General features: G+C 47.9%; 14 protein-coding genes. All 14 read left to right on the top strand.

Features of this window, described 5'->3' with window-relative positions; genetic code table 11:
* Positions 1-269: 269 nt before the first annotated feature.
* The gene (locus AC3ITG_RS30700) at positions 270-1,676 is read left to right on the top strand and encodes an MATE family efflux transporter (RefSeq protein ID WP_063567592.1); all 1,407 of its coding nucleotides are present in this window, start codon (positions 270-272) and stop codon (positions 1,674-1,676) included.
* A 305-nt stretch (positions 1,677-1,981) separates the two neighbouring features.
* Entirely contained in the window at positions 1,982-2,692 is a 711-nt protein-coding gene (locus AC3ITG_RS30695; protein ID WP_489252289.1) for a response regulator transcription factor, read from the top strand.
* Positions 2,689-4,194, top strand: a complete 1,506-nt coding sequence (locus tag AC3ITG_RS30690; protein ID WP_489252288.1) for a sensor histidine kinase — start codon at positions 2,689-2,691, stop codon at positions 4,192-4,194. Before AC3ITG_RS30695 ends, AC3ITG_RS30690 begins: the two co-directional genes overlap by 4 nt.
* Positions 4,195-4,249: 55 nt before the next feature.
* Complete coding sequence (locus tag AC3ITG_RS30685) at positions 4,250-5,359, top strand: hypothetical protein (protein ID WP_489252287.1); 1,110 nt, start codon at positions 4,250-4,252, stop codon at positions 5,357-5,359.
* A 129-nt stretch (positions 5,360-5,488) separates the two neighbouring features.
* Entirely contained in the window at positions 5,489-6,397 is a 909-nt protein-coding gene (locus AC3ITG_RS30680) for a LysR family transcriptional regulator (protein ID WP_489252286.1), read from the top strand.
* A 374-nt stretch (positions 6,398-6,771) separates the two neighbouring features.
* A complete protein-coding gene (locus AC3ITG_RS30675; protein ID WP_489252285.1) occupies positions 6,772-7,965 on the top strand; it encodes a M20 family metallopeptidase in 1,194 nt (397 codons plus the stop codon).
* A 4-nt stretch (positions 7,966-7,969) separates the two neighbouring features.
* Complete coding sequence (locus AC3ITG_RS30670) at positions 7,970-9,394, top strand: YfcC family protein (protein ID WP_489252284.1); 1,425 nt, start codon at positions 7,970-7,972, stop codon at positions 9,392-9,394.
* A 250-nt stretch (positions 9,395-9,644) separates the two neighbouring features.
* The gene (gene trhO / locus AC3ITG_RS30665; RefSeq protein ID WP_489252283.1) at positions 9,645-10,532 is read left to right on the top strand and encodes an oxygen-dependent tRNA uridine(34) hydroxylase TrhO; all 888 of its coding nucleotides are present in this window, start codon (positions 9,645-9,647) and stop codon (positions 10,530-10,532) included.
* Positions 10,533-10,545: 13 nt separating this feature from the next.
* Positions 10,546-11,193, top strand: a complete 648-nt coding sequence (locus tag AC3ITG_RS30660; protein WP_489252282.1) for a helix-turn-helix transcriptional regulator — start codon at positions 10,546-10,548, stop codon at positions 11,191-11,193.
* A 189-nt stretch (positions 11,194-11,382) separates the two neighbouring features.
* Positions 11,383-12,300 (top strand): Rpn family recombination-promoting nuclease/putative transposase, encoded by a 918-nt coding sequence (locus AC3ITG_RS30655; protein WP_489254552.1) that lies wholly within the window; start codon positions 11,383-11,385, stop codon positions 12,298-12,300.
* 353 nt (positions 12,301-12,653) lie between these two features.
* Positions 12,654-13,703: an ABC transporter substrate-binding protein gene (locus AC3ITG_RS30650; RefSeq protein WP_090809136.1), complete on the top strand. Its 1,050-nt coding sequence runs from the start codon at positions 12,654-12,656 to the stop codon at positions 13,701-13,703.
* Positions 13,704-13,853: 150 nt separating this feature from the next.
* On the top strand, positions 13,854-14,714 hold the full coding sequence (locus AC3ITG_RS30645) for an ABC transporter permease (RefSeq protein WP_063567616.1): 861 nt from the start codon (positions 13,854-13,856) through the stop codon (positions 14,712-14,714).
* A gap of 2 nt (positions 14,715-14,716) precedes the next feature.
* Positions 14,717-15,511, top strand: coding sequence for an ABC transporter ATP-binding protein (locus AC3ITG_RS30640; protein WP_489252281.1), 795 nt, complete (start codon positions 14,717-14,719; stop codon positions 15,509-15,511).
* A 142-nt stretch (positions 15,512-15,653) separates the two neighbouring features.
* On the top strand, positions 15,654-16,832 hold the full coding sequence (locus tag AC3ITG_RS30635; RefSeq protein ID WP_489252280.1) for a winged helix-turn-helix domain-containing protein: 1,179 nt from the start codon (positions 15,654-15,656) through the stop codon (positions 16,830-16,832).
* The last annotated feature ends 62 nt before the right edge of the window (positions 16,833-16,894 follow it).

Genomic DNA, 16,894 nt, shown 5'->3' with positions numbered 1-16,894 from the left:
CCTTGGACCCTTACATATCCCGATCCAATAGGGCTGTGTGAGGGTTTTTGCTCATCGCTACGGACTTCTTCTATCTCCTGAAATCGTGTATTTATAACGAGTATATCAATTTAGTTATTCTCTATAATGCAAACTAAATGAAAGAACTGAAAATACCTATTATTGGAATTTCAAAAAACTTTCAAGTTTTTTCGCAAAACTACTGCATTTTCAAACCACCTGTGCTAACATACCCTAAGAATTAAAGCCCACACGGGAAAGGTGAGAAAATGACAGCAATATCCTCAACCAAAGAGTCCCTGCGTTCGGATGCCAAGGATCTGAATCTGATTCGGCTAACATGGCCTATTTTCCTGGAACTCTTCTTGTTTATGTTGATGGGGAGCGTGGATACGTTCATGCTCAGTTCAGTGTCCGATAATGCAGTATCCGGAGTCGGAGCAGCCAACCAGATTATTTCCATTGCGATTCTTGTACTGGAAGTCATTGGACATGGCGCTGCTATTGTTGTGGCACAATATATTGGTTCGAAGAAGTTGAGTGAGGCGGCACAGGTCACAGGTAATGCGATTACACTAAATCTGATTGTTGGACTGATCCTGAGCGGAAGCTTCCTTCTGTTAGGAGGACATCTGCTTACACTGCTTCATATCCAAGGTGAAATATACGATTTTGCCCGTTCTTATATAAGTATTGTCGGAGGCGGGATCTTCCTTCAGGCGCTGATTAACGCGCTGGCCGCGACGATTCGTACGCATGGTTACACCAAAGAGACGATGTATGTTTCCGTTCTGATGAACGTGATTCACGTCGTTGGTAACTACGCCCTTATTTTTGGCCATTTCGGCATGCCGAAGCTTGGCGTGGAAGGGGCAGCGATCTCTACAGTTGGGAGCCGTCTGATCTGTTTGATTATTTTCTTCTGGTTACTCTATCGGGTTATGGATGTAAGGGTAGAGTTTAGCTATTACATCAACCTTTCGAAGAAGTTTATCAGCAAAATCTTGCGAATTGGTATCCCCTCTGCGTTGGAATCTGTTGTATATCAGTCCTGCCAGCTCGTCTTCACATTGTACGTGACCTATCTGGGTGCTGAAGCGATGGCAACCCGGCAATATGCGGGTAACATTTCAAGCTACATCTATCTATTCAGCATGGCGATCGGAATGGGAACTTCCATTATTGTTGGCCGACTGGTCGGTGCACGGCGCAAGAACGATGCATACAAACGCGTATTCGACAGTGTAAAATGGGCGCTGCTCGCCACGGTTGTGATCGATGTAATTATTATTCTCTTCCGTGTTCCACTGATGAGTGTGTTCACGGATAATCCGGAAATTATCAAGCTAGGGGCACAGGTCATCCTGCTAAGTCTTCTGCTGGAAACCGGGCGAACCTGCAACATTGTGATTATTGGTTCCCTTCGTGCCGCAGGTGATGCGAAGTTCCCGGTATACATGGGACTGATCTCCATGGTCTGCATGAGCCTACCGCTGGGCTATCTGCTGGTGTTCAAGCTTCACATGGGGCTCGCCGGTGTATGGCTTGCGATTGCCGCAGACGAGTGGACACGAGCTGTCATTATGTATTTCCGTTGGAAGAGCCGGGCTTGGGAGAAACATGATCTGTTGGATCATGAGGAGGAAGTTGGAGCTCAGCCGGTGCCGGCAGTATGATGTTGATTTTGGAAAATAATTTCGATTTGAGTGGAGTATAGAAATAAATAGACGCCTCACTTGGAGTCGTTAGTCTTATTAAAGAAGAAGAGTCAATCATGGGGTGGAGCACTCCTCCTTATGGTTGGCTCTTTTTGTTGTGTTTGGGGTATAAAAAAAGTGGAGTGAAGTCGAAGCTGAGAGGATACAGTCATATCTGACGTTTCTCGCAAATCGTAAAGTCCTCCATAGCTAATCAGGCGATACCTTGTTAACATAGATCCAAAGAATACGATAACTCATGACACATATAGAGGATGATTCCGATGAATAAAAAAGTATTGGTCGTGGATGACGAGTCAAGCATTGTCAGTGCCATTGCTTACGCGCTGCGGCGCGAAGGATATGAAGTAGAGACAGCAAATGACGGCGAAGAAGCGCTGGTAAAGGTGGCCTCATTCCATCCGCAGGTCATGATTCTGGACGTGATGATGCCCAAGCTGGACGGATACGGCGTATGCCGCAGGCTGGAGGACCGAGAGGATATCGGCATTATTTTGCTGACCGTCAAAAATGATATCGTGGATAAGATCGTAGGCCTGGAAATGGGCGCGGATGATTATATGACCAAACCGTTTGAGATCCGCGAGCTGCTCGCCCGGGTAAAGGCGCTGATGCGTCGCGTGGAGAAAAGCAGCCCGCCATCTGACGATCCCAAGAATCAGGCTATCGTCAATGGAACACTGCGTATCCATATCGCTCACCGCACCGTGACGGTGAATGAGGAGAAGCTGGATTTGACGCCAAAAGAGTTCGACTTGCTGACCATTCTGATGTCCAACCCCGAGCGTGTATACACGCGGGATGATCTGCTGGACCGGGTGTGGGGCATGGAATATGCCGGGGGCACACGCACGGTGGATATTCATATTCAGCGGCTGCGCAAAAAGATCGGCGATACCGATCAGCAAAAATTACAGACGGTATACGGCATTGGCTATAAGGCATCAGCCCCTGAACCGGGCGGCTCGGTATGAGAGTCAGCATTAAGCTGAAGTTCAGCGTTTTTCTGGCCGCATTGCTAATCCTGACCGTCGTTGTGCTCAGCTCCTTGGTATTGCGAGGTATTGAGCTTAACCAGCAGACGCAGATCGAGACCATTCTGTCCCAGCAGACCCGTCTGGTGAATCTGAATGTGCGGCAGTCTTACTATACCGAGTCCGTTCGTCTGGAACAGGAGGTTTTTTTACAGCAAAATGGCCGCAGGTTGGCTCAAGAGCTTGCAAGCTCCACAGGTCTGCCCATCGCGCTTTATGATATGAAGGGACAGCAGGTTGGTTCATCAATCATGTCTGAGGAAAGTGCAGATACCACAGCGACGCTGAACTATGCGCTGCAAAATAAAATTGCTTATCACGAACAGGGGGATACCCTGCTATATGTAGCACCGCTGGACGGACCGGATGGACAGATGGGTGCTGTGCGCATGCAGTATCCGGTTCAGAGCTATCATGAATTCTATGCCCGTATCCTTCAGTTGTTTATGTGGGCGGGGATTGCGGTTGTTGGGTTAAGCTTCATTCTGGGATATCTCTTCTACAATCGTTTTGCTGTTGCTATAACCCGATTGAAGAAGTCTGCCGATTCCATTCGTGAAGGGCATTATATTACCGAATCACCAGTGAGTCGCAAGGATGAATTGGGCGAACTGGGACAGGGCATTTATTATATGAGCACATCGATTCAACAAAATATTGAAGCCATGCATGCGGAACAGCAGAAGCTTCAGCTCGCTATCGAGAAGCTTCAGGCTCTGGAGCAGCAGCAGAAACAATATATCGGTAACATTAGCCATGAGTTCAAGACACCACTTACGTCGATTAAGGCATATGTGGAGCTGCTGGACATGTATAAGGATGATCCACAATTGCTGGATGATGCCACGAGCAATATTGGCAAGGAAACGGAGCGGTTGTACGAGATGGTTGAGAAGGTATTACATTTATCAGCCCTGGAGAAATATGATTTTGAGAATCAGGCGGAAGACGTGGAGGTTCGTGCTCTACTGGAGGATGCCTGTGGCCGGATGCGGGGCAAAGCCGAGAAGTTTGCGCTGAACATGGAGCTGACGTTACTGCCTGCGGTGATCCGCAGCGATCGGGAGAGCCTGATGCATATTTTCATCAATCTGTTGGATAATGCGATCAAATATAATGTGCCGGGAGGTGTCATCCGGGTAAGCAATGAACTGCGAATGCAGGAGCGACAAGCGGTGATTCGCATCTTCAACTCAGGTACGCCCATTCCGGATGAGGCGAGCGAGAAAATCTTTGAACCCTTTTACACCGTCAACAAAGACAGGGCCAGAAAAACCGGGGGAACCGGGCTGGGACTATCACTCGTCAAGCAATTTGTAGAGAAGCAGGGCGGCACAATCACATTGTTGCCGAGCGATCCGAAGCATGGGGAAGGAACGACGTTCCAGCTTGTTTTCCCTCTGGCCCATTCAAGTTTACAAGTTGGAAACAAGTCTGAATAACTTTGGAAGTATGCGATGTGTATGCTTGGTCTATAGAAAGCACTCAGGAGGGACCATGATGAATTGGAAGCAGGCGGCTATGGGCACGCTCGGGGCAATTGTCCTATTATCGGCAACAGCATGCGGGGGAACAACGAAACCAGGGGATAATACACAGAACGGGAAATCCGGCACGGATATTACGGTGAAGGACAATACAAATACATCGGTATACCAGAGCTTTAAGCTGGAGAAAATCGATAAACTGTCGAATATGCGCGGGGTAGCGTGGCTAAGCAATGACTGGATTTTGTCGGATAAAGAAAACGAGTCCATGAAGCCTGTCACTGTTGAGGGTGAGAAACGTTACCCGCATAACTTATACATGTATGATCTTACGAAGGGTACAGATACACCTGTGAAGGAAAGTGAAGTGAGTCTGGGCTCACCACTTGTGTCCCCGGATAGTCAGTATATTTTCTACAGAGAACCAGAGGAATCGACAGGCAAAGGCTTCATTCTGAATCTGCACAACGGAGAAGTGCTGCCTGCGGGCAAGGATGATGGATTTGTCTTTGAAGGCGCATGGCTGGATAAAGAGCATGTCGTCTTTCCGAACATGAGTGGGGATATCGTATCTGCAAGTGTGGATGGGACGACCAAAGCGCTGGTCAAGACGGGAAACTTCAATGTAAGCAGTGTCAGCGTTTCAGGTAATGTGATTTACTACATCACAGGCACGGACGGACAGTTAAATGCCTACGATACGAAGACCGGTGAAGTGAAGCAGGTGTTGAAAAGTGTGGAGAGGGTAATCCCGTCCAACGATGGCTCAAGACTGGCGATTGTGAAAAAAACAGCCGATACCAAACGGGCGCTGGTGCTAACCGATCTGGAAGGGAATGAAAAAGCCACACTTGCCAGAGGCACGCAAATCTTCGGCACGAGCTGGTCTGGTGACGATTCCAAAATCGCCTATACGATCAATTCGGAAAGTGACGATGAGAAAGGACTGTTCGTCTCCAATACGGAATCGGCGGAGCAGTTCCAGATCTCGGCCGATATGGATAACGCATCTGATCCACTGAGCTGGAGTCCGGAAGGTAACCGAATTTTGCTGTCACAGGCAGTGCAGGAAAATGAATCGTACCACTTTGTCACCTCGGTCATTACGATTTCGCAGTAAATCATCATCGAAGAAGAAGCAAATCAGCAGGGCGGGCCTGACTCATATCGAGTTGGGCTTATTCTGTACCTTTAACGTTGGTTTTCTGGGTTATACTGAAGAGACGAGAAGTGAAGGGGGAACATGATCATGGATGAAAAGGACTGCCGTCTGCTGCTGAGCGTTTCCGAAGAAAGCAGTCTGACCAAGGCTGCGGAGCGCATGTTTATGACCCAGCCGGCTTTGACATACCGTTTGCAGCAATTGGAGAAGGAATTTGGCGTGCCACTTATCGATAAAACGTTAAAAGGCGCCAGATTTACTCCCGAAGGAGAGCATCTCGCGATCTATGCCCGTAAAATGCTCAATGAGCTTAATCAGGTCAAAGAACAGCTGTCGAACATTCGAAATGAGGTTAAGGGAACGTTGCGCCTTGGGATTGCCAATCATTATTCGTTGTACAAGCTTCCTCCGTTGTTAAAGCAGTTCAAGGAGCTGTACCCTGAGGTTCAGTTTGCTGTGACCTGTGCTTTGAGTGTAGAGGTTATGGAACTGTTGATGCGGGATGAAATTCAGGTAGGTGTCATCCGGGGGGAGCATCCATGGTATGAGGGTAAACATCTGCTGCACGATGAACCGGTCTGCATTGTATCCCGTGAACCCATTGACCTGGATGAACTTCCCGAGCTTCCGCAAATTGCATTTCAGGAGCCTTTGACGAAAACGGGTGGTTCTCCTGTAAGCCCATTCCGAGAGGGAGTAGCGGCCTGGTGGTATGAGCGCTATGAATGTTCACCAACTGTAGCGATGCGAGTGGACAGCTACGAGACATGCAAGGAAATGGTGCGTTATGGGCTTGGTTATGCCATTATTCCGGGAATTTTCGTGTCTGCTTCGGATGGCCTTCATCAGCAGGAACTGATCCGACAGAATGGACAGGGAGTGCGGCGTAATACGTGGTTGGTGTATAAGGAAAGTGTGCTGCAGCAGGCAACGGTGGGTCGCTTTGTTGACTTGATGAGAACGGCAGGGACACAGCATGTCTTGGGTGGAGGCTAGATACATACATAGCGGAATAGATGCATTGCTTTATGCATAATTATCCGATATTTTATTATCAAATAAGGAATTTTATTGCTATTTTGCAGTGTCATTTTTATAGGGAGTACCCATTCGAAGGATGTACATAAGATTAAAATGTATACCGATGCCATCTTGGCTAATATGTAAATATACCAGTATTATACTGACATCTAATGATATCCATATGTTATTGTCTAGCGAGTCCATAAAATTTTTTATGGGCTATTCCTTAATTTTTTTGAATTTACTTATGGCTTGGTCACACATACAATATATCCAATCTGATTGTATATTTATTCGATTGAATTGAATATAGAAATGCTGTATTTGGAGAAAGGCGGCAAAACAACATGTATCCTGACCCTGCTCATATGAAGCAAAAAATCAAAGAAACCGTAGATCGGCTGGACCCCGACTTGCGGAAATTATCCCTGCGCATTCACGCTAACCCTGAACTTAGCTTTCAGGAAGTCCAAGCACAACAATGGTTAACCGAACCGCTGGAAGCAGCCGGATTTCAGGTGGAAAAAGGCATTTCAGGCCTCGACACCTCGTTCCGTGCTGTATGGGAAGGCCAGCCAGGTGGACCCACGATTGCACTGCTCGCTGAATATGATGCGCTGCCCCGCATCGGACACGCCTGCGGACACAATCTGATCGGAACCTCTGCTGTAGGTGCAGCACTGGCACTCAAGGAAGCTTGCCCTGATCTTCCGGGACGGATCATCGTTCTTGGCACACCGGCTGAAGAAGAGGGCGGCGGAAAAATCATTATGGTGAACGATGGCGTATTCAATGAGATTGATGCCGTCATGATGTGTCACCCGCAGCAAAAAACGATGGTACTGAGAGGTGCGCTGGCCTGTGTGGACGCAACCTTTACGTTCCACGGCAAACAGGCACATGCAGCCTCGTCTCCTGAGAAAGGCATTAGTGCGCTGGATGCCTTGGTCAATGCATACGCGGGGATTAACTCGCTGCGTCCTTATTTGAAGGATGACGTTCGGGTGAACGGGATTATCACCAAGGGTGGAGATGCGCCCAACGTGGTGCCTGAGCTAGCTGAAGCCGTATATATCATTCGGGCGAAGACAGTCGAAGAACTGAAAATCGTCATGGACAAAGTATATCGTGTCGTGCGCCATGCTGCGGAAGGCGTTGGGGCTACGGTAGATATTACAGAAGGCCTGATCTATGCCGAGCGGAATAACAACAAGACTCTGGCGGGTCTGTTCCAGCAGAACCTGGAGGATATGGGCATTGAAGTGCATGATCCACCGCAAACAGGCGGTGTTGGTTCATCGGATATTGGTAACGTAAGCCAAATTACAGCCGCGATCCATCCGTATATTCGGTTAGGCGACGCGACAACACACACGCCTGAATTTGCCCGGCTTGCCGGAGCAGAGGAAGGCATGATCGAACTAAACCGTGCAGCGAAGGCACTTGCACTGACGGCGTTCGACCTGTACGCAGACAAGGCAGCTTTGCAGCAGGTACGTGATGAATTTGAAGCATGGAAACAACAGAAGGACGAGGGATGATGAATTGGAAAACATAACAAAACAACCACCACAACGGCGTAAATGGTTCAAAATGCCTCATACCTTCGTCATCTTGTTCATTTTGGTGCTGGTAGCTACTGTCCTGACCTATATTATTCCCGCAGGGGAATTTGATCGGGTCAAGGATGAGGCGACAGGCAAATCCTTGCTCGTTCCAGGTTCATATCATCATGTAGAGGCCAATCCAACGGGATTATGGGATATTCCCAAGTCCATCGTTCGCGGACTGGTTGACTCCGCTGACGTTGTATTCTTTATTTTCATCATCGGCGGAGCATTTCAGATCATTACGAGCACGGGAACCATTGAAGCTCTTACAGGCCGGGTTGCCCGTTCGTTTGCCAATAAGGGACTGTGGGTCATCCCGGTATTCATCACCTTGTTCTCTATTGGTGGATTCACGATGGGCATGTCCACAGAGGTCATGGTCTTTGTACCGATCGGGATCGCGATCGCGCGTGCGTTGGGGTATGACGCTCTAACCGGTACGGCGATGATCTCGCTGGGGGCCTCGTGTGGTTTTACTGCTGGACTGCTCAATCCGTTCAACGTGGGACTGGCCCAGGCTATTGCAGAAGTTCCGATCTTCTCAGGCATGTGGCTGCGTGCGATCATCCTGGTGTGTCTCATCTCCGTGACAAGTATCTATATTATGCGGTACGCGTCCAGAGTGAAGTCTGATCCAACTCGTGGTTTGGTGCATGAGTTAGAACAGGAGCAGGCAGCAGATACACCTGCGGTGGACCTGAACAAACTGCCAACGATTCGCATCACACATATTCTGACCATCATTACAATTGTAGCTGGCTTTGCCCTGTTAATCTGGGGTGTATCCAAAGAAGGCTGGTGGATGGAGGAACTGGCGGCTCTCTTCCTTAGCATGGGCGTGATCTCTGGTCTCGTGTCTGGGTTCGGTCCTAGCCGAATTGCAAGTGAATTCGTCAAAGGCGCAAGTGGTATTGCCTATGGTGCCTTTATCATCGGTCTGGCAAGAGGAATTATGGTTGTCCTCGATCAGGGTAACGTAATTGACTCCGTAGTATACGGAATGTCTACAGCGGTTGGCGAATTGCCGTCCTCCGTGCAGGTATTGGGTATGTATTTCTTCCAAAATATCATGAACGTGTTCATCACCTCGGGTACAGGTATGGCCGTAACAACGATGCCGATTATGGTTCCATTATCGGATCTGCTCGGGGTTACCCGTCAGACTGCCGTACTGGCTTTCCAGTTCGGAGACGGATTCACCAACATGATTTTGCCAACGTCTTCAGCCTTAATGGGCAGTCTCGCGGTATCCGGCATTCCGTATCAGAAATGGGTTAGATTCTTCTGGCCGCTGATGGTAATGTGGATCGCTATGGGTATTGTATTTATGCTTATTGCCAATGCCATTCAGTATTCTTAATCGACGATTGAGACAAGTAGCGAAAAATGTATTCCATAACTTACATTCCTTTCTATACATTTATATTGACTAAGCTATTCCGCTTCCGATAAACTAGAATGCAGGAATAAAAGTCGAATGTTCAAAGCAGCAGTTCGAGACATTGTTTCGGACGGCTGTTTCTTTTCTTTTTAATAAGCAAGGTTGCAACGTTGTAGTCTTGTCGGATGATCCGGCCAATAACAACATGGAATAGGAACAGGTGATACACATGTGTAACAGCGCGTACCGCGTGCTTTTATATTATAAGTTCGTGAAGATTGAAGACCCTGAAATGTTTACGCAAGAGCATCTGCAATACTGCAAGGATCTGGGTGTAAAAGGCCGTATTCTGATTGCCTCGGAAGGTATCAACGGTACCGTATCCGGTACACCAGAGCAAACCGAGCAGTACATGAAGGATATGCACGCCAACCCGCTGTTCAGCGATATGGTATTCAAGATTGATGATGTCGAAGAGCATGCGTTCAAAAAAATATTTGTTCGTCACAAAGCTGAGCTGGTTACGTTCCGTGTGGACGAAGACTTGGACCCGAACGAAATTAGCGGTAAACGGTTGTCCCCGAAAGAATTTTACGAGCATCTTCAACAGGAGGATGTCATTGTAATTGATGGCCGCAATGACTACGAGTACGAGATTGGTCATTTTCGAGGTGCGATTCGTCCGGACGTTGAGTCGTTCCGCGAGTTTCCGGAATGGATTCGGGATAACCTGGGCGACATGAAGGACAAAAAGATCATTACTTACTGTACTGGCGGTATCCGTTGTGAAAAGCTGACCGGGTTCATGATTAAGGAAGGTTTCCAGGACGTGGCTCAACTTGATGGCGGAATCGTGACCTATGGCAAGGATGATGAGGTACAAGGTCGTTTGTTTGATGGGAAATGTTATGTATTTGACGAGCGTATTTCCGTACCGATTAACCGGACGGATGAAGATATCGTGATTGCTAGCTGTTATCACTGTGGAACGACGCATGACCGTTATATTAACTGTCCAACCTGCAACCTGCAGCATGTAAGCTGTGAGGATTGCGAAGAGACGCATAACCGCTTTTGCTCGGATGCCTGCCGGGAGGCAGCACCGGTAACCGCATAAGCAGGGAGAGCAGGTGCTGATCGTGAAGCGCGAAGAGGAACGAACGACGCGTGAACGGATTTTGTTCATGCTGAAGCAGCAAGGCACAATGACCGCAAGGGAAATGACAGCTGAGCTTGGTCTGACCGGCATGGCGATTCGCCGTCACCTCACAGCACTGGAGCAGGATGGATGGATTGAAGTTCGGGAAGCCAGAGCTACAGCTGGACGTCCATCTGCCGTGTACCATCTGACGGTACGCGGGGATAGCTTTTTCCCAAAATCATATTCATCACTGACCCTGGAGCTGCTGGAGGAACTGTCGGATTCAGCGGGCAGCGGTGTCGTGGATGCATTGTTCGAGAGCCGCCGGGACAAGCTGCTTCGCAGCGGACAGCCACAGATGCAAGGTCAGGATCTGGCCGGACGTGTCGAGGAACTCGCGCGCATTCAGAATGCAAACGGATATATGGCCGATGCCTCCAAGGAAGAGGATGGCACCTATGTGCTTACCGAGCTGAACTGCCCCATTGTGCAGGTAGCGAGTGTCTATAAACAGGCTTGCCGCTGTGAACTGGAACTGTTCCGTTCATTGCTAAAGGCCGATGTGGAGCGCACCGAATGTTATGCGGATGGCGGCAAAAAATGCACGTACCAGATTCGCGAAGCGGCTGGGAATTAGCATGTATAGAGATTGTTTCGATCACTCGGAACAGTCTCTTTTTTGTTTGGAAAATGACGTAAAAACGTTATGTTAATATAGAGATGCGTGCTACAATAGGGCTAACATCTAGTGTATGTTCGCATCCTTATATTTGCTAAATATTCAGCAGATATATCCTGTTCATTTTGCATGTAGGAGTGAATAATGATGACAGAGTTGCTTGATCCCAAGAACGATTATGTGTTCAAACGAATTTTTGGAAGTGAAGAGAATAAGGATGTGCTTCTGGCTTTTCTAAATCATACCTTTAAAAATGCAGGCGAATCCTTACTGACTGACATTTTGTTGATCAACCCTTATCTGGACAAGGACACCCCGAGAGATAAACAGTCCATTCTGGACATACGGGCCAAAACAGATCAAGGCGAGCTAATTAATGTTGAAATGCAGTTGTTTAATCAGTATGATTTAGAAAAGAGGACTTTGTTCTATTGGGGTAAACAATACTCCGGACAATTACTTGAGGGACAGAGATATAGTCAACTCAAAAAATGTGTTGCAATCAACATTGTTAATTTCAAAATGCTCGCTAATGACCAGTACCACAACGTATTTCATTTAAGAGAAGACCATACCGATATTCCGTTGACGGATGTTATAGAGATTCATTTTATGGAAATACCTAAGCTGAATGATGAAAATATTCAAATGAAGAATGGATTGGTGCGCTGGCTGTTATTTTTGAAAGGAATGACTAGATCAAGCTGGGAGGAGTTATTGATGCACGAACCGGAACCGGCGTTGAAAAAAGCCATGAGTGTATTGGAGTTTCTGAGCCAGGATGAGCAAGCACGTCAACAATATATCGACCGTCAGAAATTTCTATGGGATGAAGTTTCCATGATTGAGGGCGCACGAGAAGAAGGTCTCAAGAAAGGCTTGGAGGAAGGCATCCAAAAAGGAATCGAAGAAGGCATCAAAGAAGGCATCAAAGAAGGAGAAGCAGAGAGTAAACGTAAAATCGCAATCAATATGCTCGCTTTGGGGCTTGATCAAGATACCATTATCAAAGCTACCGGGCTAACATTATCTGAACTAGAAGAATTGAAAAAAGAAAAAGAATGATGTGTATTTTCTCTTCACCCAGTTGTATATCCTTTCTTAGCAGAGGCCTTATTGCAAAATTGCAGAGGCCTTTTTTTGTTTCATGTAATGTTTTCTCTCACGTATATGCAATGAATGTAAATTGGAAGCGGTTCAACCATTGACGGGAAACAGGTCGCACCTTAATATTAGGGAAACAATAAAATACCAACACGAGTCATGGACTTCAGTCGCATGAGAAAAGTCTATATTTGTCTGCTTTTGTCGGTCAAAGCAACAATGCGTTTAAGCGTTCGTTTTGTCCCGCCCTATCGTGTCACTTGGATAACGATGAGGGCATCAACATTTTAGAAGATGGAGAGGGGTTCTCACACATGAAAAAGAAATGGTTAATGTCTCTGATGATGGTTGCATCTATGATCGTAGCGGCAGGTTGCGGAAATAACAGCGGCGGTAGCACAACAACCGAGGGATCAGGCAGCACAACAGGTGAAGGTACGGCAGAAAAATCGTATCGCATTGCGATCTCACAAATCGTCGAGCATCCATCGTTGGATGCCACACGTGAAGGATTCATTGCAGCGCTGAAGGATGCTGGTCTTGAAGAGAACAAGAACTTGACGATTGACTACAATAACGCGCAAGGCGATTCAACGAACAACTTGTCCATTGCCCAGAAGATTGCCGGGGATTCCAAAAATGATCTGGTCCTTGGGATTGCAACGCCATCCGCACTGGCCCTGGCTCAACAAGTGAAGGACAAGCCATTGCTGTTCGCGGCAGTGACGGACCCGCTGGGTGCCAAACTGGTGAGTGACATGGACAAGCCAGGTGGTAACGTAACAGGTGCATCGGATACGAACCCGGAGGCGATCGTGCAATTGGCTGATTTTATCGCCAAATATTTACCGGATGTGAAGACGGTAGGTCTGGTTATTAACGAGGGCGAACCGAATGCGGTGGTGATGGCGAACAATGCGGAAAAAGCGCTGGCAACACATAATATCAAGCTGGTCAAAGCACCAGTTACGAACACATCCGAAGTAAAACAGGCAACCGATTCTCTGGTTGGCAAAGTGGATGCCTTCTATATCACACTGGATAACTCGGTAGTTAGCGCAGTGGATACAATCATCCAGACCGCGAACAAAAATAAAATTCCGTTCTTCTCCAGTGACCGGGATACCGTGGAAAAAGGGGCTTTCGCAACCGTTGGCTTCAAATACTACGATCACGGATACCAAGTGGGTGAAATGGCTGCGGACATTTTGAAAAATGGGTCGAAACCGGGCGACATGAAAGTCACCGTGCCGGACAAGCTGGATCTGATTCTGAACCTGAAAGCTGCTGAAGCTCAAGGCATCACTGTTACCGATGAGATGAAGGCAGAAGTGAAGGACCAGGATAACAACATTATTCAATAATCTGACCGGAGATCCTCCGGCAGTACGGATGCGAGGCGGACGTGCAGGCGGGTTCGCCTCATTCTTTTCGATAGACAGGGAGGAAGCAATGTGAATTTGACTTGGGGTTCAATTGAAGGGGCAATCGAGCTTGGATTGTTGTATGCACTGATGGCATTGGGTGTATATATTACATTCCGCATACTGGACTTCCCCGATCTCACCGTAGACGGAAGTTTTACAACTGGAGGCGCAATCGCGGCGGTCATGATATCCAACGACTTCTCTCCTTGGCTCGCTTGCTTGGCAGCAATGGCTGGAGGAATGGTGGCTGGCGCCTGTACAGGTCTGCTGCACACCAAAGGCAAAATTAACGGGCTGTTATCCGGTATTCTGATGATGATTGCTCTGTATTCAATTAATATGCGTATTCTCGGCGCACCGAACAAATCCATTATGGGCATGGATAACCCCTTCTCGGGTGAGCATGTCATGGTTATCATTATCGTAGTTGTGCTGGTATTCAAAATCATGCTGGATCTGTTTATGAAAACAGATATCGGACTGGCACTGCGCGCCACAGGTGACAACAAACGCATGATTCGTAGCTTCGGCGCGAATACGGATGTGACCACCATTGTTGGTGTCAGTCTGTCCAACGGACTTGTTGCGCTGTCTGGAGCATTTATTGCACAGCAATCCGGTTTTGCAGATATTACGATGGGAATTGGTATGATCGTTATCGGACTGGCCTCCGTTATTATCGGGGAAGCCATTCTGGGTGCAAGAACCGTATTCTGGGCCACACTTGCGGCCGTTGTCGGTTCAATTATTTACCGGATTGTGGTCGCGATCGCACTCCAGGTAGAATGGTTCGACACATCCGATCTGAAGCTGATCACCGCGGTGATCGTTATTATCGCACTTGTTTTCCCAACCATGCAGCGCTCCATGAAGCAGAAAAGCCTGGCTCGCAAACGAACCGAAGAGCTTATGGGCTCGTCGAGCCAACAGGCGAAGGGAGGCATGTGATTATGCTTGAGATTACACAAGTGACCAAACTGTTTAATCCGGGAACGACCGACGAGAAGACTGCGCTGGTTGGCGTAAACCTGACGATGAACCCGGGAGACTTCGTGACCGTGATTGGCAGTAATGGCGCGGGAAAATCAACGTTGATGAACATTATCTCAGGCGTCATGAAGCCAGATATGGGCGATGTGCTGATTAATGATCGTTCCATCAAAAGCCTGCCTGAGCATAAGCGCAGCAGTTGGATTGGCCGTGTGTTTCAGGACCCGATGGCGGGTACAGCACCGCATATGTCCATTGAGGAGAATATGGCGATGGCGTACAAACGAGGCAAGGGCCGGGGACTGGGCTTTGGAATTACCCGTGCCAGACGGGAGATTTTCAACGCCCAGTTGGAGAAACTTGGCATTGGACTCGACAAACGCCCCAATGCCAAAGTGGGCCTTCTATCTGGCGGTGAACGCCAGGCGCTCAGCCTGCTGATGGCAACATTCACCCAGCCGCAAATTTTGCTGCTGGATGAGCATACGGCTGCGCTTGATCCTTCTCGTGCGGAGCTGATCACAGAGCTGACAGAGACGCTTGTACGTGAAATGAGACTCACAACGTTGATGGTTACACATAATATGGAGCAGGCCATACGTTTGGGCAATCGTCTAATTATGATGGACAAAGGCCGAATTATTTTGGACGTTAGTGAAGAACGTAAGCGCACGCTGACCGTACCTGAGTTATTGGGTGAGTTTGAACGTATCAGCGGTAAAAAAATGGCCGATGATCGTGTGGTGCTGGGCTAAATCCAGGGAGCACCTTGCGATTACCGAAGAGAGCCAGTACATCTCATTACAAAAAACCTTTTGCGTTCTCGCAAAGGGTTTTTGTGGTATGTTGAACAGAATAAGGATCACTGCTTAGTAAGCATACATAGGAGGGCCAAGCATGTTGTTACAATTCGATGAAGGAACATACACGGTAACCCAGCGTACCGATTCCATCCGTCTGCTGGCGAAGGAATTTGCACTGCTGTATTTTTTGTATGAGAACAAGGAAAAAGCCTTTACTCGCAGCCAACTGCTGGATCGGGTATGGCCCTTGGAATATCCGGTTGAACGCACCGTGGACGACCATGTGTATCGACTGCGCAAGAAACTGAAACGTTGGGAAGAAATTGCACTGGAGACCGTGCGTGGTTATGGTTACCGACTTATCATCCGATCGAATATGGCGATATTGCCCTCTAACCCTTCCGCCCAAGATCAGGAGATGCGAGAAGTGATTCATGGATTGTTCCGCAAATATCATCTGTATGGGCAGGGCAAATCGATGCTCACGCTGCTGGATCAGCAAGAAGCACTGGGCATTGAGATTGATCCATTTTATCAGTTGTATATTCACTTTATTCAGGGAGATCTGGAATGGCTGATTACAACGACGGAAATTCCCTTCGAGGAACGTTTGTATTGGCTGCTAATTTTTACACATACCCTGATTGAACCATCGGAGAGTTTGCCATTGTACGAAAAGGCTCTGAATTCATCCGCACTGTCTGCCGATCAGCTTCGTGAACTTCGTATTCTGAACATTGTTGAAGTCTACGCAGAGGTGGGCCAGTATGAACGAGCCAAGGCTCGACTCATTGAAACGTATCACGTGATGGAGAAAGATGAACTGGTTCATTTCAGACTTCCGGTAAAGCTCTCAGCGTTGTATGTGGAACTGTGGGGTGGCAGCGGCGAAGCAGTAGAGGATCACATGTCTGCTCTGCGTTCCGGGTTGAAAGATGCGCCATACTTGCGGGAAATCGGACGCTTTCAAGTTATGGAAGGCCTATGGTTGCTTAGACAAGGGAGAATCCGAGAGGCAGAGCCTAGAATGGACGATGGTCTGGACGTATTGAAAATGACATTGAACGCACCGCTATATCTCAATTCGGCTTACCAAATATTGTTGTTCATGGCACACCACCGGATAGAGGGGCGTCTTCGCACTAAATACCGTCAAATTTATGCGGATATCTCCAAAAGTTACGGCGTGCCTATTTATGGACAACAAATTGTGGATGAAATCCGCAGATTTTTATCCCCGTTTGCTCCATCATCTGATCTTCCTCTGATATAACACCCTTATGATTACAGCCAAGGAACATATAAGCCAGCAACAAGGCTGTAATCAGGGGAGGA

It is taken from the genome of Paenibacillus sp. GL_099_B (assembly GCF_057835695.1).
The sequence above is the reverse complement of the archived record's forward strand: the minus strand, read 5'-3'. Positions and strand labels throughout refer to the sequence as shown.